Annotated in this window: 24 protein-coding genes; 14 read left to right on the top strand and 10 right to left on the bottom strand. The window is 67.1% G+C overall.

All coding sequences use genetic code 11. The annotated features are described in order from the left end of the window. Positions 1-28: 28 nt before the first annotated feature. Both trpS and TSH64_RS11830 read left to right on the top strand, forming a co-directional pair. Positions 29-1,027: a tryptophan--tRNA ligase gene (trpS, locus tag TSH64_RS11835; RefSeq protein WP_109096897.1), complete on the top strand. Its 999-nt coding sequence runs from the start codon at positions 29-31 to the stop codon at positions 1,025-1,027. Between the two features lie 13 nt (positions 1,028-1,040). Continuing rightward, positions 1,041-1,715 carry a pyrrolidone-carboxylate peptidase gene (locus tag TSH64_RS11830; RefSeq protein ID WP_109096896.1) on the top strand — a complete coding sequence of 225 codons (675 nt, stop codon included), beginning with the start codon at positions 1,041-1,043 and terminating at the stop codon, positions 1,713-1,715. A 7-nt stretch (positions 1,716-1,722) separates the two neighbouring features. Here TSH64_RS11830 and TSH64_RS11825 read toward each other — a convergent pair whose 3' ends face one another. Continuing rightward, complete coding sequence (locus tag TSH64_RS11825) at positions 1,723-2,097, bottom strand: MarR family transcriptional regulator (protein ID WP_085090502.1); 375 nt, start codon at positions 2,095-2,097, stop codon at positions 1,723-1,725. A gap of 986 nt (positions 2,098-3,083) precedes the next feature. On the opposite strand from TSH64_RS11825, the gene TSH64_RS11820 reads away from it, so the two are divergent. Together TSH64_RS11820 and TSH64_RS11815 are read left to right on the top strand one after the other, a co-directional pair. Continuing rightward, positions 3,084-4,577 carry an alpha/beta fold hydrolase gene (locus TSH64_RS11820; RefSeq protein WP_109096895.1) on the top strand — a complete coding sequence of 498 codons (1,494 nt, stop codon included), beginning with the start codon at positions 3,084-3,086 and terminating at the stop codon, positions 4,575-4,577. A gap of 22 nt (positions 4,578-4,599) precedes the next feature. Beyond that, on the top strand, positions 4,600-4,854 hold the full coding sequence (locus TSH64_RS11815) for a Pathogenicity locus (protein ID WP_109096894.1): 255 nt from the start codon (positions 4,600-4,602) through the stop codon (positions 4,852-4,854). A gap of 39 nt (positions 4,855-4,893) precedes the next feature. Here the strand turns inward: TSH64_RS11815 and TSH64_RS11810 are convergent, their stop codons facing one another. Then, positions 4,894-6,426, bottom strand: coding sequence for a YifB family Mg chelatase-like AAA ATPase (locus TSH64_RS11810; protein ID WP_109452564.1), 1,533 nt, complete (start codon positions 6,424-6,426; stop codon positions 4,894-4,896). Between the two features lie 221 nt (positions 6,427-6,647). Here TSH64_RS11810 and TSH64_RS11805 point away from each other — a divergent pair, with 221 nt between their 5' ends. The 4 genes from TSH64_RS11805 (at position 6,648) to TSH64_RS11790 (ending at position 9,778) form a co-directional block, all read left to right on the top strand. After that, the gene (locus TSH64_RS11805) at positions 6,648-7,394 is read left to right on the top strand and encodes a creatininase family protein (protein ID WP_109096893.1); all 747 of its coding nucleotides are present in this window, start codon (positions 6,648-6,650) and stop codon (positions 7,392-7,394) included. 168 nt (positions 7,395-7,562) lie between these two features. After that, the gene (gene hrcA / locus TSH64_RS11800; protein ID WP_085090505.1) at positions 7,563-8,603 is read left to right on the top strand and encodes a heat-inducible transcriptional repressor HrcA; all 1,041 of its coding nucleotides are present in this window, start codon (positions 7,563-7,565) and stop codon (positions 8,601-8,603) included. Between the two features lie 51 nt (positions 8,604-8,654). Further along, complete coding sequence (gene grpE, locus TSH64_RS11795) at positions 8,655-9,254, top strand: nucleotide exchange factor GrpE (RefSeq protein WP_109096892.1); 600 nt, start codon at positions 8,655-8,657, stop codon at positions 9,252-9,254. Positions 9,255-9,412: 158 nt separating this feature from the next. Beyond that, the gene (locus tag TSH64_RS11790; RefSeq protein ID WP_109096891.1) at positions 9,413-9,778 is read left to right on the top strand and encodes a response regulator; all 366 of its coding nucleotides are present in this window, start codon (positions 9,413-9,415) and stop codon (positions 9,776-9,778) included. A gap of 16 nt (positions 9,779-9,794) precedes the next feature. On the opposite strand, the gene TSH64_RS11785 is transcribed toward TSH64_RS11790, so the two are convergent. The 6 genes from TSH64_RS11785 to TSH64_RS11760 form a co-directional block, all read right to left on the bottom strand. Beyond that, a complete protein-coding gene (locus TSH64_RS11785) occupies positions 9,795-10,664 on the bottom strand; it encodes a DUF1848 domain-containing protein (RefSeq protein WP_109096890.1) in 870 nt (289 codons plus the stop codon). A gap of 59 nt (positions 10,665-10,723) precedes the next feature. Beyond that, a complete protein-coding gene (locus tag TSH64_RS11780) occupies positions 10,724-11,281 on the bottom strand; it encodes a NifU family protein (protein WP_098740951.1) in 558 nt (185 codons plus the stop codon). 203 nt (positions 11,282-11,484) lie between these two features. Further along, the gene (locus tag TSH64_RS11775; protein WP_109096889.1) at positions 11,485-11,994 is read right to left on the bottom strand and encodes a universal stress protein; all 510 of its coding nucleotides are present in this window, start codon (positions 11,992-11,994) and stop codon (positions 11,485-11,487) included. Between the two features lie 18 nt (positions 11,995-12,012). Beyond that, positions 12,013-12,804 carry a TIGR02186 family protein gene (locus TSH64_RS11770; RefSeq protein ID WP_109096888.1) on the bottom strand — a complete coding sequence of 264 codons (792 nt, stop codon included), beginning with the start codon at positions 12,802-12,804 and terminating at the stop codon, positions 12,013-12,015. Beyond that, a complete protein-coding gene (locus TSH64_RS11765; RefSeq protein ID WP_109096887.1) occupies positions 12,804-13,721 on the bottom strand; it encodes a sulfite exporter TauE/SafE family protein in 918 nt (305 codons plus the stop codon). The genes TSH64_RS11770 and TSH64_RS11765 overlap by 1 nt, the downstream gene beginning before the upstream one ends. 171 nt (positions 13,722-13,892) lie before the next feature. Next, positions 13,893-14,591 carry a hypothetical protein gene (locus TSH64_RS11760; protein WP_109096886.1) on the bottom strand — a complete coding sequence of 233 codons (699 nt, stop codon included), beginning with the start codon at positions 14,589-14,591 and terminating at the stop codon, positions 13,893-13,895. A gap of 467 nt (positions 14,592-15,058) precedes the next feature. On the opposite strand from TSH64_RS11760, the gene TSH64_RS11755 reads away from it, so the two are divergent. The 4 genes from TSH64_RS11755 (at position 15,059) to TSH64_RS11740 (ending at position 19,096) form a co-directional block, all read left to right on the top strand. Beyond that, positions 15,059-15,292, top strand: coding sequence for a hypothetical protein (locus tag TSH64_RS11755; RefSeq protein WP_109096885.1), 234 nt, complete (start codon positions 15,059-15,061; stop codon positions 15,290-15,292). 772 nt (positions 15,293-16,064) lie between these two features. After that, complete coding sequence (locus TSH64_RS11750; RefSeq protein WP_109096884.1) at positions 16,065-16,310, top strand: hypothetical protein; 246 nt, start codon at positions 16,065-16,067, stop codon at positions 16,308-16,310. 242 nt (positions 16,311-16,552) lie between these two features. After that, positions 16,553-17,320, top strand: a complete 768-nt coding sequence (locus TSH64_RS11745; protein WP_109096883.1) for an IS5 family transposase — start codon at positions 16,553-16,555, stop codon at positions 17,318-17,320. Between the two features lie 297 nt (positions 17,321-17,617). Continuing rightward, positions 17,618-19,096: a PAS domain-containing methyl-accepting chemotaxis protein gene (locus tag TSH64_RS11740; RefSeq protein WP_109096882.1), complete on the top strand. Its 1,479-nt coding sequence runs from the start codon at positions 17,618-17,620 to the stop codon at positions 19,094-19,096. Between the two features lie 82 nt (positions 19,097-19,178). On the opposite strand, the gene TSH64_RS11735 is transcribed toward TSH64_RS11740, so the two are convergent. Next, entirely contained in the window at positions 19,179-19,976 is a 798-nt protein-coding gene (locus TSH64_RS11735; RefSeq protein ID WP_109096881.1) for an enoyl-CoA hydratase family protein, read from the bottom strand. Positions 19,977-20,270: 294 nt separating this feature from the next. Between TSH64_RS11735 and TSH64_RS11730 the strand changes: the two genes are divergently transcribed. Together TSH64_RS11730 and TSH64_RS11725 are read left to right on the top strand one after the other, a co-directional pair. Further along, positions 20,271-20,897 (top strand): rhomboid family intramembrane serine protease, encoded by a 627-nt coding sequence (locus TSH64_RS11730; protein WP_247872893.1) that lies wholly within the window; start codon positions 20,271-20,273, stop codon positions 20,895-20,897. A gap of 75 nt (positions 20,898-20,972) precedes the next feature. Beyond that, positions 20,973-21,860 (top strand): S-methyl-5'-thioadenosine phosphorylase, encoded by an 888-nt coding sequence (locus tag TSH64_RS11725; RefSeq protein ID WP_109096879.1) that lies wholly within the window; start codon positions 20,973-20,975, stop codon positions 21,858-21,860. A gap of 82 nt (positions 21,861-21,942) precedes the next feature. On the opposite strand, the gene TSH64_RS35630 is transcribed toward TSH64_RS11725, so the two are convergent. Then, the gene (locus TSH64_RS35630) at positions 21,943-22,089 is read right to left on the bottom strand and encodes a hypothetical protein (protein WP_158285369.1); all 147 of its coding nucleotides are present in this window, start codon (positions 22,087-22,089) and stop codon (positions 21,943-21,945) included. Positions 22,090-22,595: the final 506 nt, after the last annotated feature.

The raw sequence follows: 22,595 nt of genomic DNA, 5'->3' as shown, positions 1-22,595 counted from the left end.
CTCCCAGAGTTTTCGAGCGAGACCACCCGTGAACCGCATTTTCTCCGGCATGCAGCCGACCCGGCAGCTTCACCTCGGCAACTATCTGGGGGCGCTGCGCAACTGGGTGGATCTGCAGAACAGCTACGAGTGCATCTTCTGCGTCGTCGACCTGCACGCGCTGACCATCGACCAGGACCCGGAGGTTCTGCGCAACAACATCCGCGAGGTCGCCGCGGCCTACATCGCCGCCGGCATCGACCCGGACAAGAACATCCTGTTCAACCAGTCGGTGGTGTCCGGCCATGCCGAGCTGGGCTGGATCCTGTCCTGCCACACGCCGCTGGGCTGGCTGAACCGCATGACGCAGTTCAAGGAAAAGGCCGGCAAGCAGAAGGACATGGCCAACCTTGGCCTCTATGCCTACCCGACGCTGATGGCCGCCGACATCCTGCTGTACAAGGCCACCCATGTGCCGGTGGGCGAGGACCAGAAGCAGCATCTGGAACTGGCGCGCGACATCGCCGGCGCCTTCAACCGCCGCTATGAGACCGAATACTTCCCGCTGCCCGAGCCACAGATCCTTGGCGAGGCGACGCGGGTGATGAGCCTGCGCGACGGCAAGAAGAAGATGTCGAAGTCGGACGAGTCCGAATATTCGCGCATCAACATGACCGACGATGCCGACACCATCGCGCAGAAGATCCGCAAGGCGAAGACCGATCCGGAACCGCTGCCGGAAACCGTGACCGAGCTGGAGGCCCGTCCGGAGGCCGACAACCTCGTCACCATCTATGGTGCGCTGGCCGGCCAGTCGCGCGAGCAGGTTCTGGCCCAGTTCGCCGGGTCCCAATTCTCCGACTTCAAGAAGTCGCTGGTCGACCTGTCGGTGGACAAGCTGGCGCCGATCACCACCCGCATGAAGGAGCTGCTGGCCGACAAGGCTGAGATCGACCGGCTGCTGAAGAAGGGCGGCGAGCGCGCCGCCGCGATTGCGGAAAAGAACCTGAACGACGTGAAGGACATCATCGGCCTGCTGCGGCCGTAAGGATAGCCTGCCCGTGACGGCCCCCATCCTGATCACCGGCTTCGCACCGTTCGGGACGATCCCGGACGGCGAAGCGGATCCTTCAGCCGCCGACCATCCCCCCACCGACCATCCCTGGACGGCCGATCCGACCGCCCTGCTGATGGAGCGGCTGGCGGGAGAACCGGGGGTCGTCACCGCCACCCTGCCCCCCCTGTATGACACCTGCGGCGAGGCCTTCGCCGCGCTGCTGGCGGAACACCGGCCGCTGGCTGCGCTCGGCTTCGCCTATCTGGACTCCAGCGATTACATCCGGCTGGAACGGCTGGCCTGGAACCGCGACGAAAGCCCGATGCCGGACGCAGCCGGCACGGTGCGGGACCATGCCGACATCGTGCCCGACGGGCCGACCGCCTATGGCAGCACCCTGCCGGTGCCGCGGGTGATGCGGGAATTGTCGATGGCCGGCCTGCCGGTGACCTTCGGCGATTTCTCCGGCGGCTTCCTCGGCAACCATCTGTTCTACCGGGCGCGCCATATCATCGAGAGCGCCGGCCTGGACGTGCCCTACGGCTTCTTCCACATGCCGCCGCTGCCGGAGCGCGCGGCGGTGCTGCGCCGTTTCGGCGGTCTGAGCCTGGATCGGCAGGAACTGGCGGCCCGCACATTGGTCGGCATGCTGCGCCGGGCGCTGGACGGGATCGCGTAGGTAAGGATCAGGCCGTCCTGGCGGGACGGCGCTGCTCGGGCGGGTTCACGATGGCGCGCAGCGCGTCCAGGAACTCACGGCCCTTGTCGGTCAGGGTGACGATCTTGCGGCGGCGTTCGCGCGGATCTTCCTGCGCCTGCACCAGATCGAGGCCGGCCTTGCCGAAGCTGTGCCAGCGGCTGAGCGCCGCGACGTTGCGCGACGCGGAGGATTGGGCGATGCCCAGGCGTTCCGCCAGTTCGCCGATTGAGATGCCTTCGCTCTGCGCGATGGTCATGAAACTCAGCGCATACTGGATGGGCAGGTCGGGGTCGAGCTTGCGGAACGCCTCAAGCACCTGGACGACGGTAAGGACCTCGTCATGACGAACGCGGGCCGGCATTCAGCAGGTCTCCGCGACGCCGCGCGCTATGCAGCGCGGGAGGGTGGTCCCCAACGGGCCGGTGTGTAGATGATGTTCAGGCGTCCAAGCCATAGGATGACTTCCCCGTTTTCACGCCTCAGGTCGAAGGACCCGGCCGGCGATGCCCAGCGGGCGTGTTCAACGAAGAGACGGTGACCGCAAAAACCCAGAAAGACACACATGGGATCCTCTCGATATCCGGAATTCACGTTCGAAGGCTGCGGGAAGAAGGCGGGCCGGCTGGGCTTGAGTGGCGGCCATATGGGCGGCCCAATTGGCGGCGATGATGGCCGGGTCGCCCGATCGGCGAGTCCAGGCAGTGGCTACGATGGCTTTCATCGAAACTCTCCAGGGGTTGAGTGATGCCGGCGTGAGAGACCGGCGGATCCGGTATCGCCGGTCAGCGATACGGTTGCAAGGTCAAAAATGTCCGCGCGTCCGATAGGTTCCGATCGCGGATGTGAAAAGGCGGAAGACGGCAGGCGAGTGGAGGCTCTTCGCCGTCCCCAACGTCGCCGTCCGTCAATCCGATGTCGCGCCGCAAATGGTCGCACAATCGGCCCGGTCCCGAGGATAGCCCGGAATCGAGCCAACGGCTCCGCAACGCCGTCCACAAGGTCGGCATGATCTGCTCCTGTAATCGAGAGACACCGACAGCCGGGACTCTGTGACGAAATAATTCCGTGAGCGGATGTATTCCGTCAACCGGTTCCTCTTGAGATGACCATTCGTTTGCAAATGGCGTGACCTTCACCGCACGTCTGTTGCAAATCGGCACCGCTTTTCCGCCGTTTCGCCATCCGCCAGGATGAGGCCGGGCATCTCTGGACAAGCGGAGGTCGGTCGGTCAAACACAAAGCCGGCGGCAAAAGCCGTCTGCGGTACTCCTCTCACCGGTCTCCTATCCATCAGTTCCGGGTCGCCCGTCCGTGTCCATCCTCCCCTCTTCCGCATGGCCGACAGCGGTGCGTTCCGCCCGCAAGCTGCTGGCGGTTGCAGCTGTGGCGGCGGGCGTGCTGTGGAGCCTGCCCGCGGCGGCGGAGGCGCGTTTCACCCCCGGCCCCTGCTGGTTCACCGTGCCGGACGGCGAAGCGGCCCTGTGCGGGACGGTCGCGGTGCCGGAGCGGCGGGACCGTCCCAACAGCCGCAGCCTGCGCCTGCCGGTCGCCGTCCTGCTCAGCACCGCCCGCCAGCCGGCCCCCGATCCCGTGCTGTTCCTCGAGGGCGGCCCCGGCGCCTCCCCCTTCGGCAGTGGCGAGGCGACGGAGGAGCGGATGGAGGTGTGGTGGGAACTGTCGGCCCCGTTCCGCCGCACCCGCAACCTGATCCTGTTCGATCCGCGCGGCGTTGGCCGGGCGGAACCCGACACCGATTGCCCGGAGCTGGACGCCGTCGGCACCACCCGCGGCACCCGGCCACTGACGCGCGAGCAGCGGGCGGCGGCGGAACGCTCGGCGGTCAGCGCCTGTTCGGCGCGGCTGCAGGCGGCCGGGCTGGACGCTACCCAATTCTCCACCCCCGTCGCGGCGGAGGATGCGCTGGACATCGTCACCGCGCTGGGCGCTCAGCGCGTCAACCTGTTCGCGGTGTCCTACGGCACGCGGGTCGGGCTGGAGATCCTGCGGCGGCAGGGAACCCGTGTCCGCACCGCCGTCTTCGACAGCGTTTATCCGCCCGACGTCAACGCGCAGGAGGAGATGGCCTGGCTGGCGCAACGCTCCTATCGCCGGCTGTTCGACGACTGCGCCGCCAACCGGGCCTGCCGCTCCGCCTTTCCCGATCTGGAAAAGCGCTTCCTCGGCCTGATCGACCGGCTCGACCGCAACCCGGTCGAGATCGTCGTCGGCGATCATGAGACGCGCCGCATCCTGCGGCTGACCGGCGGGGCGGCCATCGCCGCCGGGCTGGAGGCGATGGCGGTCAGCGAGGCCGTGCCGGCCCTGCCGATCATGCTCGACCGCGCCATCCGCGGCCAATACGCCACGCTGGCCGAATGGGCGCCGACCAACTGGCTGGGCGACCCGGAGGTCGCCGACGGGCTGGCCTTCTCGGTCGAATGCCGTGAGTCGGTGACCACCGCCGATCCGTTGAAGCGCGCCGACAACGCCCGCCGCTATGCCCCTTATGGGCTGGTCGCCGCCGACGACCCCGGCCAGCGCGTTTGCCGTCTGTGGCCGGCCGGCCATCAGGAGTTGACCGAGCGCCTGCCGGTCGCCAGCCCGGTGCCGGTGCTGCTGCTGTCGGGGGCCTACGATCCCGTCACCCCGCCGGACTGGGGCGACCGCGCCGCCGCCACCTTGCCGAAGAGCCGCCATCTGGTCTTCCGCGCCGCCAGCCACATCGTCACCTCCGGCGAGGACTGCGCCATGGCCGCCGCCGTGACCTTCGTCGAGCAGGAGTCGGTTCCGGCGACCGCCTGTCCGGGCGCCGCCAAGCCGCCGGTGTTCGAAGGACCATGAGCCGCAGGAGAAGAGGTCCCCGATGCCCTTTCCATCCCATGAACGCGCCGTGCTGCTGGCGGTCAAAGGCGTCGGCCCAACTGTGATCGGCAGGCTCGAACAGGTCGGCATCCATGATCTGGCGGTGCTGGCCGGTGCGGACGCCGCGGCCCTGTGCACGGCAATCGCCGGAGAACTGGGCGCGAGCTGCTGGAAGAACAGCCCGCAGGCACGCGGCGCCATCGCGGCAGCGATCCGTGCCGCGCAACAGCATGGGGCGGCGACCGCCGCAGACTGATGCCGGTGGTCGTCCTGCGCGCCCTGTTCACCGTCTCGTTCACCGCCCCGGCGCGATCCGCCGGTAGCTCAGCGCCTCCGCGATGTGGCGGCGCCTGACCCCCTCGGCCCCGTCCAGATCGGCCAGCGTCCGCCCGACCCGCATCACCCGATGATAGCCGCGGGCTGACAGCTTCAGCCCCTCCGCCGCCTCGGTCAGCAGGGCGCGGCCGGGGGCGTCGGGGGAGGCCACCTTTTCCAGCAGTTCGCCGTCGGCCTCGGCGTTGGTCCGCACCGCCCGGCCGGCCGGGTAAGGACCGAAACCGCTGTAGCGCTCCGCCTGGATGGCGCGGGCGACGGCGACACGGGCGGCGATGGCGGCGCTGCCCTCCGCCGGGGGCGGCAGGCTGAGGTCGGCGGGGCTGACCGCCGGCACGTCGATGTGAAGGTCTATGCGGTCGAACAGCGGGCCGCTGATCTTCGACTGATAGTCGGCGGCACATTTCGGCGCGCGGGCGCAGGCGAGCGAGGCGTCGTCGAGATGGCCGCAGCGGCAGGGGTTCATCGCCGCCACCAGTTGGACGCGCGCCGGGTAGGTCACATGGTGGTTGGCGCGGCTGACCACCGCCTTGCCGGTCTCCAGCGGTTGACGCAACGCCTCCAGCAGCGCGCGGGGGAACTCGGGCAATTCGTCGAGGAACAGAACGCCCTGGTGCGCCAGGGAGATCTCGCCCGGCTTCGCCCGCGTGCCGCCACCGACCAGCGCCGGCAGGCTGGCCGACTGGTGCGGCGCGCGATAGGGGCGCTGGCGCAGCAGACGACCGTCCTCCAGCAGACCGCCGACGCTGTGGATCATCGACACCTCCAGCGCCTCCGCCGGGTCGAGCGGCGGCAGCAGGCCGGGCAGCCGGGCGGCCAGCATCGATTTGCCGGAACCGGGCGGGCCGATCATCAGCAGGTTGTGCGAGCCGGCGGCGGCGACCTCCAGCGCACGCTTGGCCGTTTCGTTGCCCTTCACGTCGCGCAGGTCGGGCGGCGGCGCGTCCTGCTCCTGCATCCGCGGCTTGGGCGGGGTCAGCACTTGGGTGCCCTTGAAATGGTTGATCAGCGCCAGCAGGTTGGCCGGCGCCAGCACGTCGAGGTCGGGACCGGCCCAGGCCGCCTCGCCGCCGCAAGCCGCCGGGCAGATCAGGCCGCGCTCGTTGGCCAGCGCGTCGATGGCGGCCGGCAGCACACCCGCCACCGGGGTCAAGGCGCCGTCCAGCGCCAGTTCGCCCAGCGCCACATAACGGGCGATCTCCGCATCCGGCAGCACCCCCATCACCGTCAGCAGGCCGAGCGCGATGGGGAGGTCGAAATGGCTTCCTTCTTTCAGCACGTCGGCGGGGGCGAGGTTGACGGTGATGCGCTTGGCCGGCAGCGCCAGTCCCAGAGCGTGCAGCGCGGCGCGCACCCGCTCCCGGCTTTCGCCCACCGCCTTGTCGGGAAGTCCGACGACGGTGAAGGCGACGATTCCGCCGGACATCTGGACCTGGACGTCGATCCCCAGAACCTCGATGCCCTGGAACGCCACCGTGTTGACGCGCGCAACCACCACCGCACCCCGAAACAGACGCCCATCAGGGCATGTTGCACGCGATTGTAGTCTTCCCATCAGCTATGCGCCAGCGCGGGATGAAAATCACCTCGCCACCGGCCCCATCATATCCGCCCGGCGCAGGGAGCGGTTGTCCCGGCCCTCCGGCCGCCTAACATGAGGGCAAACACCTGTCCGGCTGCATTGCCGGCACGCATCGTCGAAAAGGATCAGCCACCGTGCAGCTTCACCTGAGCACCTGGGCCGAGGTCGAGACCTATCTGAAGACCTCCAAGGGCATCATCATGCCGATCGGCTCGACCGAGCAGCATGGGCCGAACGGGCTGGTCGGCACCGACGCCATCTGTGCCGAGGTCGTCGCGAAGGGCGTCGGCGACGCCACCGGCGCGCTGGTCGGCCCGACCATCCCGGTCGGCATGGCCGTCCACCACATGGAATTCCCCGGCTCGATGACGCTGAAGCCGTCCACCCTGATCGCGCTGCTGCGCGACTATGTCGGCTCGCTGGCCGAACACGGGTTCGAGCGCTTCTTCTTCGTCAACGGCCATGGCGGCAACATCGCCACGCTGCGCGCCGCCTTCTACGAGATCTATGCGGAGAACCGGGCGCTGCGCGGCCGCGACGCGCCGGACCTGCGCTGCACCCTGGTGAACTGGTGGGAGAATGGCGAGGTCGGCCGCCTGTCGCGCGAGCTGTACCAGGGCAAGGAGGGCTCGCACGCCACCCCCAGCGAGGTGTCGCTGACCCAGTACGCCTATCCCGACTCGATCAAGACCGCGGCGATGGAGCCGGAACAGGCGCCGGCCGGCGGCTTCCACGATGCCCGCGACTTCCGCCGCCGCTATCCCGACGGCCGCATCGGCTCCGCCCCCGGCCTCGCCCGTCCCGAACATGGCCAGCGCCTGTACGAGGCGGCGGTCGGCGCCATCGCCACCCAGTACCGCGCCTTCCTGGCGGAGCAGTAAGGGCGGTCACTCTCCTGCACGCCGCTCAGGTCCCAGTGGGGGGATGCCGGTGGGGCATCTTCGCCCCGCACGTTGATTCGGCGGTCGGACCTGCCTAAATTCGGACCGGTTGACGGAACCCGCGTTCCGCAACCGACCGGCCCGAACAGAGCACGACCGCCCCAGTCCATGATCAACGAGCTGAACCAGCGATCGCGCGAGATTTTCCGGCTGATCGTCGACGCCTATGTGGCGTCGGGCGAGCCGGTCGGCTCGCGCACGATCTCCAGGCGGCTTGGCATGGCCTTGTCGCCCGCGACCATCCGCAACGTGATGGCCGACCTGGAGGAGCAGGGGCTGCTCTACGCCCCGCACACCTCCGCCGGCCGCATCCCGACCGATGCCGGCCTTCGCATGTTCGTCGACGGCCTGCTGGAGATCGGATCGCTGACCGAGGACGAGCGCGCCTCGATCGAAGCGAAATGCTCCGCCTCCGGCCGCGCCTTCGCCGACGTGCTGGGTGAGGCGTCGACCATGCTGTCCGGCCTGTCGCACTGCGCAGGCCTGGTTGTGGCGCCCAAGACCGACCGGCCGCTCAAGCACATCGAGTTCGTGTCGCTCGGTCCCGGCCGCGCCCTCGTCGTCCTGGTCAACGAGGACGGTCTGGTCGAGAACCGGGTGATCGAGGTTCCGATGGGGGTGCCGACCTCCACCCTGCAGACGGTGTCGAACTTCCTCAGCGCCAAGCTTGCCGGCCGCACGCTGGACGAGGCCCGGCAGGAGGTCCTGCAGGAGATCGAGCAGCAGAAGACGCAGTTGGACGAGCTGTCGCGCAAGGTGGTCGCCGCCGGTCTGGCCACCTGGGCCGGCAGCGGCGGGTCGAACGCCGGCCAGCTGATCGTCCGCGGCCAGTCCCGCCTGCTGGAGGACGTCACCGCGCTGTCCGACCTGGAGCGTGTGCGCGGCCTGTTTGAGGCACTGGAGACCAAGGAGACGATGCTGCGCATGCTGGACGCCACCGGACGGGGCGACGGCGTGCAGATCTTCATCGGCGCGGAGAATGTGCTGTTCAGCCATTCCGGCTGTTCGATGATCATCTCCCCCTTCCAGAACAGCCGGGAACAGGTGATCGGCGCCATCGGCGTCATCGGCCCGACCCGCATCAATTACGCCCGCATCATTCCGCTGGTCGATTACACCGCCAAGGTGGTCAGCCGGCTGATCGGCTGAGCACCGCCCTCACCAACTCCGCCTTTTGACGAAGCAAGAATTGAGAAGACCATGAGCGAAGAGCAGAACAAGCCCGCCGACGCCACGGTGGAGCCGACCGAGGCCACCGCCGACACCGCCGCCAACCAGACGGACACCGGTTCGCCTGAGGACCGCGTCGCCAAGCTGGAGGCCGAGGTCGCCAGCCTGAAGGACCAGCTTCTGCGCGCCATGGCGGAGACGGAGAACACCCGCCGCCGTGCCCAGCGCGACCGTGAGGACGCCAGCAAGTTCGCCGTGTCGAGTTTCGCCAAAGAGCTGGTGTCGGTCGCCGACAATTTGCGCCGCGCGCTCGACGCCGTGCCGGCCGAGGGCCGCGAGCAGGACGATGTGCTGAAGGGCCTCGCCGTCGGCGTCGAGGCGACCGAGCGCCAGCTGTTCGCCGCCTTCGACCGCGCCGGCATCAAGAAGCTGGACCCGGCCGGCGAGCCGTTCGACCCGAACTTCCATCAGGTGATGTTCGAGATCGAGAACACCGGCAAGGCGGCCGGCACCGTCGTGCAGGTCCTGCAGCCCGGCTACACCATCCACGGCCGCCTGCTGCGCGAGGCGATGGTCGGTGTCGCCAAGGGCGGTGACGCCGGCGGCCAGCACGTCGATACGAAGGCGTAACCGTACAACCTCTGCAAAGCCCCCGGTTCAGCGGCTCCGCCGACGGGCCGGGGGCTTCGTGCCGTGCGGAATAGGGTACGCCAGCGGTTGACGGTCGGCGGGAAATTGCCTAGGCCTTTCCCTTATTCCTTTCGGCCGAGCAACCGGAGCCGCGTTCCATGCCCAAGAGCGTCCTGACCGTCGACGATTCCAAGACCATCCGCGACATGGTCGGGTTCACGCTGAAAGGCGCCGGCTATGAGGTGGCGGAGGCGTCGGACGGCACTGCCGGCCTTGCCCTGGTCAACCAGCGCAAGTTCGACTGCATCATCACCGATTTGAACATGCCGGGCCTGGACGGGCTGGCGCTGACCCGCGCCATCCGCGGCTCGGCACTCAACCGCGCCACCCCGGTCCTGCTGCTGACCACCGAGGCCGATCCGGCCAAGAAGTCCGCCGGCCGCGAAGCCGGCGCCACCGGCTGGCTGGTGAAGCCCTTCAACCCGGAAAAGCTGGTGGAGACAGTGCGGAAGGTCTGTCCGTAAGGACCGGTCTTCCCCGTCAACGGGCAATCAGGAACTCCCCGTCAGGATCATGCGCGGCGAAGCGCTGTTGGGCCTTGCCGCGGTCGGCGACGGCATAGCAGTAGACGCAGCCGTGCGGGCAGCTGTCATAGTCGCCGATGTCGCGGCTTTCGGCGCACAGGCAGCCGGGCCGGTTGCCCTTCTCCCGCGCGGCGATCGCATGGCCCGCGACATCGGACAGCCGCAGCCCATCGACGCAGCGGGCCGGCGCCGTGCCGGGCGTACCGTCCAGGTCCGGCTGGGTGCAGAGCGTCAGCGCCATCCCTTCCCCCGCCGCGATCCCGGCCAGGTCCGCCAGCAGCGCGCGCTTCTCCTCCGCCTCCGGATCGCGCCAGCCGATGCCGGCGGCGGCGAGGTTGCGGGCGGTCTTGCGGTAGGGCTGGAGAAAGGAGGCCACCACCTCGTCGGTCACCCCGCGCAGCGAGCGGGCGATGGCGGCGAAGGTCTCGCGGTGCCAAGCGGGCGGCGTGGCCTCGGTCAGGGCGATGGGGTCGTAGCGCCAGACCGCGGCGCGCGGGCCCCAACGCTCGCGCACCCGCGCCATATGGCCGACCGCGGTTTCCCAGGCGGGGACCGAGCGCTCCAGCACGGTCGGCAGGCCGGTGACGCTGTACTGCACGACGAAGGGAAAGCCCCGCTCCGCCACGCTGTCGAGTGCCGGCAGGAACGGTCCCAGATTCTTGGTCCAGAAGATGAAGCCGTCGACCGCCGGACGGGTGAGGTCGATGCGGTAGGTCTGGCCGCCATAGGGGTTGACCATCCGGCAGTAACCGGCGTCGAGGCGGTTCAGGAACCAACGCCCGTAGAAGGCGGGAATGTCGGTCTTGTAGCTGGCGGAGATGATCATGCAGCCAGCATGGGAATGCCGGCCCGCCGCTTCAAGGGCGGACCGGCATGACCAAATCCTTACTGGACCGCGCGGACTTCGACCACTTCGGGGATGTAGTGGCGCAGCATGTTCTCGATGCCGTGCTTCAGCGTGGCGGTGGAGCTGGGGCAGCCGGAACAGGCCCCCTTCATCGCCAGATAGACGACGCCGCGCTCGAAACCCTGGAAGGTGATGTCGCCGCCGTCCTGGGCGACCGACGGGCGGACGCGGGTGTCCAGCAGCTCCTTGATCTGCTCGACGATCTCCTCGTCGTCGGCATTCGCCGCCGCGGCATGGCCGTCGCCGCCATCCTCCAGCAGGACCGGGCGGTCGGCGGTGAAATGCTCCATGATCACGCCGAGGATCGACGGCTTCAGCAGGAACCAGTCGCGGGCGTCGGTCTTGGTGATGGTGATGAAGTCGGCACCCAGGAAGACGCCGACGACGCCCTCGATCTCGAACAGGCGCTGGGCGAGCGGCGACCGGGCGGCATCCTCGCGGCCGGTGAAGTCGGCGGTGCCGCGTCCGAGCACGTCACGCCCCGGCAGGAACTTGAGAGTCGCCGGGTTGGGCGTCTGCTCGGTCTGAATGAACATGGTCTGGTCCTCCATCGGCGGCGGAATGGAACCGCCGGCGCGCCCGGGATCGGGACGCGGTACGATTGGGGGAAATCTGGGCCGAAACGCCGGGCGGATCAAGGACCCCGGTTGTGTGGGTATTAGGCATCCGGCATGCGCGGACCGTTCCCGCCGCACCTATCCTTACCTGCGTCGCCATCCTTACCTGCCTTGCCCCCGCTTTACGTGATCGCGTCCAGCTCCTCGTTGCTGAGACCGCCGGGGACGATGGTCAGCGGGATGTGCAGCCGCCCCAGCCCGCGGCCGGTGTAGTAGGAGATCAGCGGGCCGGGACCCTCCGGATCGGTGCCGGCGGCCAGCACCAGGATGGAGATGCTCGGCTCCTCGCCGATCAGGGCCAGCACCTCCTCGGTGCGGTTGCCTTCGCGGACATAGAGCGCCGGAAGAGTGCCGGTCAGCTGGTTGACCTCGCGCGCCAGCTTCTGGAGCATCTGCTCGGCCTCGGCGCGCTGTTCCTCGCGGATCAGGTTCTCCACCGCCAGCCAGTGCTGCATCTCGCCCTTTTCCAGCACGGTCAGCAGCGCCACCTTGCCGCCCGACTTGCGGGCGCGCAGGCAGGCATAGCGGAGCGCCACCTTCAGCTCCGGGCTGTCGTCGACCACCACCAGGAAGATGCGCACCGGCTTGGGGGGCTGCTGTTCCGGCGTGGCGGACTGCGTCGTGTCGGTCATCTCTGTCACCCTCTCGGCTTAGACCCGGCGGAATGCGGCGCCGGCCGCCCAGCCGGCCGCGATGGCGCCGAGGACGGCGGCCACCCCGTAGACGACCGGGCGGTTGCGCGCGAAGTCCGACACTTCGGCGCTGAACCCGATCTTGGACACCACCAGCGGCGTGGTCTGGGCGCTGACCACCTCGCCGTCGCGTATCAGCAGGGCTTCGACATTGTACAGCCCGGTCGGGACATTGGCCGGGAAATAGATGTTGGTGCGGAACAGCCGCTCGCCCAGGAAGGCAACCTGCCCCATGGAGATGGCGTAGAGCCCCTGGCGCTGCTTGTTGCGGATCAGCGCGCTGCGGTAGGCGGCAAGCTCCTCCGGCGGCAGGGTGGATTCCGCCGGCAGTTGCAGCTGCGGCAGGCCAAGCTGGTGGCGCTCCAGCGCCGGGCGGCCGACCAGCTGGTCGAGCGGCCGGCTGACCGCCACCGTGTAGAAGCTGGGCACCTGGTCGAAGCGCAGGCTGTCGGTGTTCATCCACATGCCGGCCACCCGCTGCTTGCGGCGGACGGTGGCGGGGGAGCGCGGGCCGGTGACGACGATGGCGACGTCGCCCGCCCCGTCGGTGGTGCCGAACAGCACGACCTCGGTGCCGGTGAAGCCGGTGGTGATGGCGATCAGATGGCTCGACAGGTCGGCGACCAGCTGCTGCGCCCACACCGTCGCCGCCACCGTGCCGCCCAGCAGCAGCCCGGCCAGCGCCGCGGCGGCCTGGACCAGCCTGCGCTTCATCGGGCGGCGCTTGGTAAGGATACGCAGCCCCGCCATCAGCGCAGCCCCATGGTCAGGGTGTAGAGGTCGTCGGGACGGGAGAACAGGTCCCAGGCCAGCTTCAGCGCCACCGCCACCACGATCATCGACAGCGCCATCCGGGCGGTCTCGCCGCGCAGCCGGGTGCCGGCCCGGGTGCCGAACTGCGCGCCGATCACGCCGCCGATCAGCAGCAGGAGCGCCAACATGGCGTCCACCGTCTGGTTGGTGGCGGCCTGGAGCAGGGTGGCCGCCGCGGTGGTGAAGATGATCTGGAACAGCGAGGTGCCGGCGACCAGGCCGGCCGGCATGTTCAGCAGATAGATCATCGCCGGCACCAGCAGGAAGCCGCCGCCGATGCCCATGATCGCCACCAGCATGCCGCCGACCGCCCCGATCCCCGCCGGCAGCAGGGCGGAGATGTAGAGCTTGGAGCGCTGGAAGCGCATCTTGAAGGGCAGGCCGTGCAGCCAGATGTGGCGGTGCAGCTTGCCGCGCTTGGCCGTCGGTGCCCGGCGGCGCAGGATGGCGCGGCTGCTTTCCACCAGCATCATGCCGCCGATGGTGCCGAGGAAGAAGACGTAGGACAGGGTGATGGCGATGTCGATCTGGCCCAGCCGCTGGAGGATGCCGAAGATCCACACCCCCACCGCGGTGCCGACCACGCCGCCGCCCAGCATCACCACGCCCAGCTTCACGTCGACATTGCCGCGCCGCCAGTGGGCGAGCACGCCCGACACGCTGGCGGCGACCAGCTGGTTGGCCTGGGTGCCGACGGCGATTGCCGGGGGAACGCCGATGAAGATCAGCAGCGGCGTCATCAGGAAGCCGCCGCCGACGCCGAACATTCCCGACAGGAAGCCGACCAGCCAGCCCATGCCGAGCACCAGCAGCGCGTTGACCGACATCTCGGCAATCGGCAGGTAGACTTGCATGGAGGGGCAATCTGTCAGGATGGGCGGCGGGATCGGCAGCTTACCCGAGCCGGTGCCGTGGCGGAAGACCGCAGCGCCGCCCTTTCGGGGGGATCGCTTCCGGTGACGGGGCCGGCGGGAGGGGTGGAACGGCGTGGAACGGTTTCCGGCCGATGTTCCATCCTGTCCGCCTCACAGACGGTCAAAGGCGGCCTTGCCACGGCGTTCCAGCGCCGAGCCGAGGGTGGGATAGGGATCGTCGGGGTTGAGGGTGTAGGGATAGACGCCCTTCGGCCCCGGCGCTTCCGGGCGGGCGAGGATGGCGGCGACGGCGCGCGGATCGGGCGGGGTGCGTTCGCGGAAGGCGCCGGGAATGCTGTCGTCGTCGAGGTCGGCAATCAGGTCGGCGGCAAGGTCGGCAGCAGGCATGGCCGACGGGTCTTCCGACGGCTGAGATGTTTGCGGCTGATGCGCCGGCCGTTGCGCCGGCTGGTCGGCCAGCCCGTCGAGGATGCCGAGCCGGTCGGCCAGCCAGCGCACCGTGGACGGATCGCCGGAGGAGACCAGCCGTTCGATCTGCTCGACGACCAGACTGCGCAGCGACGACAGCCGCAGGTCGGCCTCGCGTCTCAGCGCCTGACGCTCCCACCACACCCTGTGACGGAAATCCTTGGAACCGTAATAGGCCCGCCAGAGGGTCGTCCGGCTGCATCCCATGGCGCGGGCGACATAAAGGAAGCTGCTGCCGCGCGCCAGCATGCCGGCGGCCATGATCCATTGCTCCTCATGGAACTGCGAACCGGGGACCAGCGAGCCATCCGAGGGCACCGGCGGCTCTTCGGCCCAGCGGGGGAAATTGTCGTTCTGGAAGGTACGGCTGTCGAGGGCCATGGCGTCGCTCCGCAGGCTGGTGGACGGTTTGCGGAGAGGTTATAGGATTTTGATCCTTTATGGTGGATTTTGTGCAAAACCGGGAGCACGGCAGGGAAGCCGGCTCCGCCCTTCGCGGGGATGACGCCGAAAGAAATGCCGGCCGACCGGCAAATCGGCGAAGCGCCTCCAGGCCAGCGCTCCTCTATCCCGCAACTTAAGAGGCGGTTTCCAGAACTCTCATTCGATGATCACCGTTCCAGAAACCTGCTGATCTGCCGTCGATTTCCTGTGCCTTTGGCACGGATAAGGCAAAGGCCGTCTTCGCCGCGACGAGGTGAGCGAGTTCGGGGGAAGGCGGTGTTCAGCACAGTACAACTGAAAGTCATGAGAAAATATTTATCGATAAATTGCATGTCTGGAAAACGGTTTTCTCCGACGTGACGAAAATGATTTTGCAGTGTTGATCTTCCAGAAGGGAAGAAATCATGGACTATGAACTTAGTTGCTATATCACTTTGTCGTCAGCTCCCGAGCATGGGGAGGCAAGAGAGAAGTTGATTAAAGCCGTGCATACGTTCGAAGCCGATCTGAAGCAAGCGGGCATCGGCTATGCTCTTGACCTTCAAAACATCCGGCAAGCTCGTACCGTGATCCATAGCGTGCACGCTGGCACGGAAATGCGCCGAGCCGCCGCCGAGCCGAATGAGGACGCGCCCTAACACTACTTTGGCAGTTCCACCGTGATGTGGCCGGATTGACAGGCGCCTTGTGGTAATGAGGCGCGACGGCGCTTTTTCGCTCCTTGACGCGGTAGGTGTTGGGCCAGAACTGGCCGATGATGGGAAGTCGTGAACCATCGGTGTCGATCGGCTTGGGAACAGGCCCTCTGCCAGTCGCTCGCACTGTTTCTTTCCGGGCCATGGCCCTTCCGCCGACCGTGCGATCGTAAGATCCCCGCCCACGGCCGTGCACGATATGGACGGTTCAGAAAAGACCGTCGACGATACACTAAGACACAAGAACAGACGGCCGATGTCCGGATTACCGTCGCCGCCGATGCAGATGCTTCCGAGCACAGCCGAAATGTGCGCTTGGTATTTTCCAGAAAAAGACCATAATACGCGACGCTGCAATTTTTCCCGAACAATGACCGGAGTGGGCATGCGCCTAAAGAAAGCAGCTCAGGCGTCGCGTGGGCATTTCGTCGATCCCTGGATGCGTGTCGCTCATATGACCGGACAGTTGGCGGCGACAGCCGGCACCGCCTGGTCATCGAACCCGCACCCGACGGACAGCGCCCTCGCGCAGAGCTGGCTTGCCGGCTGGCGCGCCTATGACCATGACGCGGCCTCCGCTCCCCTCCTGGTCCAGCTTCCACACCCGCAGCCGGGCTCCCCGCTTCGGGGTTCCCGGTTCCCGGCATCGCCCCGCTCCGCGACGCTGCCTTCCGCAGCGCTGCCGATGCCAATGCCATCACGACAGGATGATTACATGACCACCGAACTGATCGACCGGCTTCCCGGCATGGCCGACGCCGACCTCTCCACCCTCGTCACCAATGCCGAGCGGCTGGTGCGGGCGGGAACACCCAAGCAGCAGAAGTCGGCCCAGGCGGCGATGCCCGCCATCCAGGCGGAGGTCGCCGCGCGACAGGCGAAACTGGCGGCAAACCCGCCCAAGCGCGCCCCGCGCGCCAGCCGGAAGGCCGCTGCGCTGGCGGCCCCAACTGCGCCCTGACCCCAGCGTGCTGGCCAAGCGCCTCGCTGCCCGCTGTACGCCGAGCCATTCTCGCGCATATTCATCAGATCGTGCCGATCCGATGCCCCTGTTGTCGGTGCTGGCTCGTCCCGCACAGGCGCCAGTAGAACTGCCAAAGTGGTGCTAAGAGACCGGTTCCAGAACCTCCATCCGATGATCACCCTCTGGAAACCCGCTGATCTGCTGTCGGTTTCCTGTGCCTTTGGCACAGAGAGGCAGACATGGGGCCAACAATTGCCGATTTGGTGGCGAGGATCATCGACCGGATCGAGGATCGGCCTATCGGTGCCGGGCGTCCGCCAATGCCCCCCGTCGAGATCATCGAAACGCTCCGCTTCTTCCTGCGTGAGGGCGTCCAGTGGCGTGAGCTTCGAGCGGCGGACGGGCGTGCCTCGGGCTCGACCCTGCGCCGCCGCCTGGACGAGTGGCACACGACGGCGTTGCTCCGTCGTGTCCATGCCGTTCTTATCCGCATGGCGCGCTCCGGCCCCGACGTCGCCGCTTGGAACGTCGTGGTGGGCAGCTGCTCGGTACGGGCCAAGCACGGTGGTGACCTAACCGGGCCGAGCCCGACCGACCGCGGCAAGTCCGGAACCAAGTACCACGTCGTGGTCTCCACTGACGGCCTACCTCTGGTGGTCGTCCCTTCGCCCGCCAACGTGCATGACACCAAGCTCTTCCCGGACTTGCTGCGCTTGGCCCAGGTCGTCTGCACCGCCATCGGCAGACTCTACGCCGATGCAGGCTACGACAGCGCCGACAATCGCTGGCTCTGCCTGCGTGACGGAGTTCAGCCGCCCATCCGCAAGATCGGCGAGCCCCACGGCTCTGGGCTCGGCAAGGCCCGATGCATCGTTGAGCACGGCTGCGCTTGGCTGCTGGCCAACAAACGCCTGGATCGACGACAAGATCGGTTGGGGCGCATCATCCTCGCGCTACTCACGGCGGCGGCTATCTTCATCATCGCTAACCGCATCAGTGCATTCTGAAAACCGCCCCTAAAATTATATTCCGTATTTCATGCTTCGACCAAATTCGTCCGGGTATTTTTTAAATGCCCATCATTATGATTATTTCCCAAGTCGATCAATAAAAAATCGGCATCCGCCATCGGACAATACATGAAATCCAAGCCGGTAATCCGCCTGCGATAAGATTAAAATCGGGAATCCATGTTTCAATCCCGTAATTGTCTTTTCTGCATAATTCCGGACTCTCCCTGATAGACAGTTTTTTTGCTTTCAATAGGATCCGAAACATACCGGCGCATTCATGTGGGGGAACCGATGTTCGGACGGGGAAAGCAGACTCTTGCGCTGAAGCGCAGGATGGCGGCGCTCGATGCGCTGCGCGCCAAGGTGATGGTGGCGGATGCCGATCTGACCATCGTCCATGTCAACCCCGCGGTGGTCGGGCTGCTGCGCCAGGCGGAGGGCGATCTGCGCAAGGAGTTGCCGCGCCTGGACGTCAATCGTCTGGTCGGCAGCAACATCGACGTCTTCCACAAGAATCCCAGCCATCAACGCGGCATGCTGGCGGCGCTGACCAAGCCGCACAGCGCCACCATCAAGGTCGGCGGGCACCAGTTCGACCTGCTGGTCACGCCGCTGACCGAGGACGGCCAGCGCATCGGTTTCGTCGTCGAATGGGCCGACGCCAAGGAGCGGCTGGAGAACCTCGACTATGCCGCGCAGATGGCGGCGATCAGCCGCTCGCAGGCGGTGATCGAGTTCACCACCGAAGGCGTCATCACCAAGGCCAACGATAATTTCCTGACGGTGATGGGCTATCGCCTGGACGAGGTCGTCGGCAAACACCACGGCATGTTCGTCGAGTCCGCCCATCGCGACACCGCGGACTATGCCCGCTTCTGGGAAACGCTGCGGCGGGGCGAGTTCCAGGCGGCGCAGTACAAGCGGATCGCCAAATCCGGCAAGCCGGTGTGGATCGAGGGCGCCTACAACCCGATTCTCGACGAGAAGGGACGGGTGGTCAAAGTGGTCAAGTTCGCCGTCGACGTGACCGCGCAGGTCTCGTTGCTGAACAACCTAAAGATCATGATCGATAAGAATTTCGGTGAGGTCGATCAGGCGCTCCGCCTGTCGATGGGGGAGGCGGACTCCGCCAGCCACGCCGCCGGCTCCACCTCGGCCAGTGTCCAGGCGGTGGCCGCGAGCGCTGAGGAACTGGTCGCCTCCATTGCCGAGATTTCCCAGAGCATGACCCGCGCCCGCGCGGCGACCGACGGCGCCTTCGACCGCACGGTGACGGTGGCGGAAAGCACCGACCGGCTGGCGGCGGCGGCCCAGGCGATGAACGGCATCGTCGGGATGATCAACAGCATCGCCGGCCAGATCAACCTGCTGGCGCTGAACGCCACCATCGAAGCGGCCCGTGCCGGAGAGGCGGGGAAGGGTTTCGCCGTCGTCGCCTCCGAGGTGAAGAACCTCGCCAACCAGGCCGGCAAGGCGACCGAGCAGATTTCCGCCGAGATCGAAGGCATCCAGTCGACCTCGACCGAGGTCGCCACCGCCTTGAGCGCCATCCGCGAGGCTGTCGCCGTGGTGCGGGAGCATGTGACCGGCACGGCGTCGGCGGTCGAGGAGCAGAGCGCCGTCACGCAGAACATGTCGTCCAACATGCAGAGCGCGTCGGCCGCCGTCGGGACAGTGACCTCCAACGTCGCCGCCATCTCCAGCGCGGTCAGCCAGGTGGCCGGTGCGGTCGAACGGACCAAGGAGGCGGCGCACGTTCTCGTGCGGTGATGCACGGGTGCGCCGATGGATACGAAGACCGGGCGCCGCATCCCACGGCGCCCGGCTGTTTGCGCCCGGCTGTTCGTATCCGTCAGCGCCTGTGGAATGTCGGCGGCCGCTTCTCGAAGAACGCGGTGATGCCTTCCTTCGCCTCGCCATGGTGCAGGGCTTCGACGAACAGGTCGCTTTCGCGGGCAAGCTGGGTGGCGAAGCTGCCATAGGCCAGTTCCATCAGCTTCTTGGCCCGGCCCATCGCGCCGCTCGGCCCTTCGGCGATGGTTCCGGCCCAGGCGATTGCCCCGGCCAGCGCCTGTCCGGGGGCGGTGACGCGGTTGACCACGCCGGCCGCATGCAGACGCGCGGCGTCGACCGGGCCGCCGGTCAGCATCAATTCCGCATAAAGCTGCGGCGGCAGCGCGCGGGCGAGGGAGGCGGAGGCGCCGCCGTCGGCGGTCAACCCGACCTTGACATAGGCGGTCAGGAACTGCGCGTCCTCCGCCGCGACGATCAGGTCGCAGGCCAGCGCCAGCGAGAAGCCGGCACCGGCCGCCGGACCCTCGACTGCGGCGACGATGGGCTTCGGGCATTCGCGCATGGCGCGGACCCAGCCGTGAAAGCGCTCGATGCCGTCCCGGTTCTCCGACCGTGACCGGCTGCCATGGTGATAAAGGTTGTTGAGATGCCCGCCCGAGCTGAAGGCGCCGCCGGCGCCGGTCAGCACGATGGCGCCGATGCCGGGGTCGTGTGTCGCCTCGTCCAGCGCATCGCGGCCGGCGGACATCATCTTCAAGCCAAGCGCGTTGCGGGTGCCGGCGTCGCTCATGGTCAGCACCATGACTCGGCCCTGGCGTTCCACAGTCATGCTGCCGGTATCCTGACGTTCGTTCATGGTCGTTTCTTCCCCGGCTGTCGTTGTCCGGCAGACCGATCCTCGCCGGATGGTGGAATGACTGTGCCAGCCCGCGGGCGGCGCTCCAATCCGTCCGACCGGTATAGGAGCGTTCCCGATGCCGTGGGAAACCGCTGTTTTTCCGAAATACCCCTTCCTACATTGGGGTGAGACCTATCGCCGCGCAAAGCCATGACGGCGTCGGAATGCGGCACCTGATCTTGCGGGGGGCAGGGCATGGCGCTGGCGGCGGACCGGCATGGCCGGGGCGGGAAAGGGGGGCCGAGCGCCGCCATGGCCGTTCCGCCTTATGCCAACCGCACCGTGATCCTCGCCTGCGTGCTGGCCTTCGTCCTGCGGCTGCCGCCGGAATCCTTCGCCTTTGTCCCCGCCTATTTCTTCGGAACGGTCGAACTGGCCGGGCCGCTGCCCACCGGAGCGTTGTGGCGCGGGCTGTTCGGCCATGTGCTGGTTCACGGCGACCTGACGCATCTGCTGTCCAACATGGCGGTGCTGTGGCTGCTGGGCGATGCGGTGGAGCGGCAGGTCGGTCATCTCCGCTATCTTCTGCTGTTCCTCGCTGGAACGGTGGCGGCTGCGCTGACGGAGGGGCTGTTGACCGCCGACCGGATGGCGCCGCTGATCGGCGCGAGCGGGGCGATCTGCGCGTTGATGGGGGCCTTCCTGTGGATGCGTCCGCGCGCGGGCCTGCTGTCGCGGCGCCTGCCACGGCGGCTGGTGCAGGGGGCGATCCTGGTCTTCGCGCTGCTGAACGCGGCGATGACATTTGTGCCGCTGAGTGCCGAGTCCCCGCTGGCCGAGGTCGGCTGGGGTGCTCACGCCGGCGGACTGGCTGCGGGGCTGCTTCTGGGCGCTGTGCTGATCCTGCCCGGGCGAAGCCGGGTGATCGGCGGACTTTAGAAAGTGCCTTGAGCGGTTGCATTCGACGCCGGTCACCGAAATACTCGCGCGATCCTCAGCGGGAGACGGCGGTTCATGAGCGACGGCAAGAGTGGCGAGACTGTTCTGGGCGTGATCGGCGGCAGCGGCCTGTACGACATCGACGGGCTGGAGAACACCCGCTGGGTCAAGGTGACGACCCCCTTCGGCGAGCCGTCCGACGAACTGCTGACCGGCGAACTGGCGGGCCGGAAGCTGGTCTTCCTGCCGCGCCACGGCCGCGGCCACCGCATTCCGCCGTCGGAGCTGAACTTCCGCGCCAACATCCATGCGCTGAAACAGCTGGGCGTGACCGAGATCCTGTCGGTGTCGGCGGTCGGCTCGCTGAAGGAGCATCTGCCACCCGGCACCTTCGTGGTGATCGACCAGTTCATCGACCGCACCTTCGCCCGCGACAAGACCTTCTTCGGCAGCGGGCTGGTCGCCCATGTGGCGCTGGGCCATCCGGTCTGCGGGCGGCTCGGCGACCTGATCGAGGAGGCGCTGGCCGAGCTGGACATTCCGCACCAGCGGCGCGGCACCTACATGGTGATGGAGGGGCCGCAATTCTCCACAGTCGCCGAATCGAACCTCTACCGCAGTTGGGGCTGTGACGTCATCGGCATGACCAACATGCCGGAGGCCAAGCTCGCCCGCGAGGCGGAGATGTGCTACGCGACCGTCGCCATGGTCACCGATTACGATTGCTGGCACGAGGGGCACGACCATGTCTCGGTCGATGCGGTGATCCGCGTGGTGGTCGCCAATGCCGGCAAGGCCCGCTCCCTGGTGGCGGCGCTGGCACCGAAGGTGGCGCGGCGCGAGGGGCCATGCGTCCAGGGCTGCCACACGGCGCTCGATAACGCCATCATGACGGCTCCCGGCCACCGCGATCCGGCGATGCTGGAAAAGCTGTCGCTGATCGTGAAGCGCACGCTGGGCTGAGCGGTTGCCGGGGGGGGGGTGAAAAGGCACTATTTTTTGGAACGGGCGTACCGGGGCCGTAACCCCCGGCACGGCCGCCCGATCAGCGGTTCAGGTGCTCAAGCAGCAGCTTGACCACCTGCAACAGCAGGATCAGGAGAGTGAGGATTTTGTCCATCCTCTTGCCCTCCGTCAGTGCGGCGCGGGCGGTGGCCGTTCCGCCGCCCCGACCGCCGCGCAAACATGCCAAGCATTACCATCGGCTGGATCCGGAAGTTGCATGTGAATGCATTTGTTCGCCCTTATGGGTGGGCGAACGCCGTCGGCGGAACCGTTGGCATCGCAAGGTCGTCACGGCCAAGCCCATGAACGAAAGTAGGGGTGGGTGCCGTTTCGCCTGTCGAATATATCATCGGTACATGTAACCATTCAGGCAACGACAAGACGGTTCCGCGGTTGATCGATACGGCTGATGGCTGCTCGCCAGAGCGGATACAGGATTGCCATGCCATCCCGCGATGCATTGCTTTGAAAAATCCCGGATAGAGCGATGACCACTTGGCGCCGCTCCAGTCGCGTGAGCGCACTGTATTTTTTACGCGACGAAATAAAACCGGAATGGAAGCTATGCAATTTAACGAATTGTCGGGTAGACGTTGCGATTTCTAGGATTGTTCGGACACCATAGTGTCTTCTGTTCGGCAAGTGGCGTCATCGCTCAACCGGCGCCATGGCCATAACGATGAGGAAACGTTC

The sequence above is a fragment of the Azospirillum sp. TSH64 genome (genome assembly GCF_003116035.1).
Lineage (GTDB): Bacteria > Pseudomonadota > Alphaproteobacteria > Azospirillales > Azospirillaceae > Azospirillum.
The sequence above is the reverse complement of the archived record's forward strand: the minus strand, read 5'-3'. Positions and strand labels throughout refer to the sequence as shown.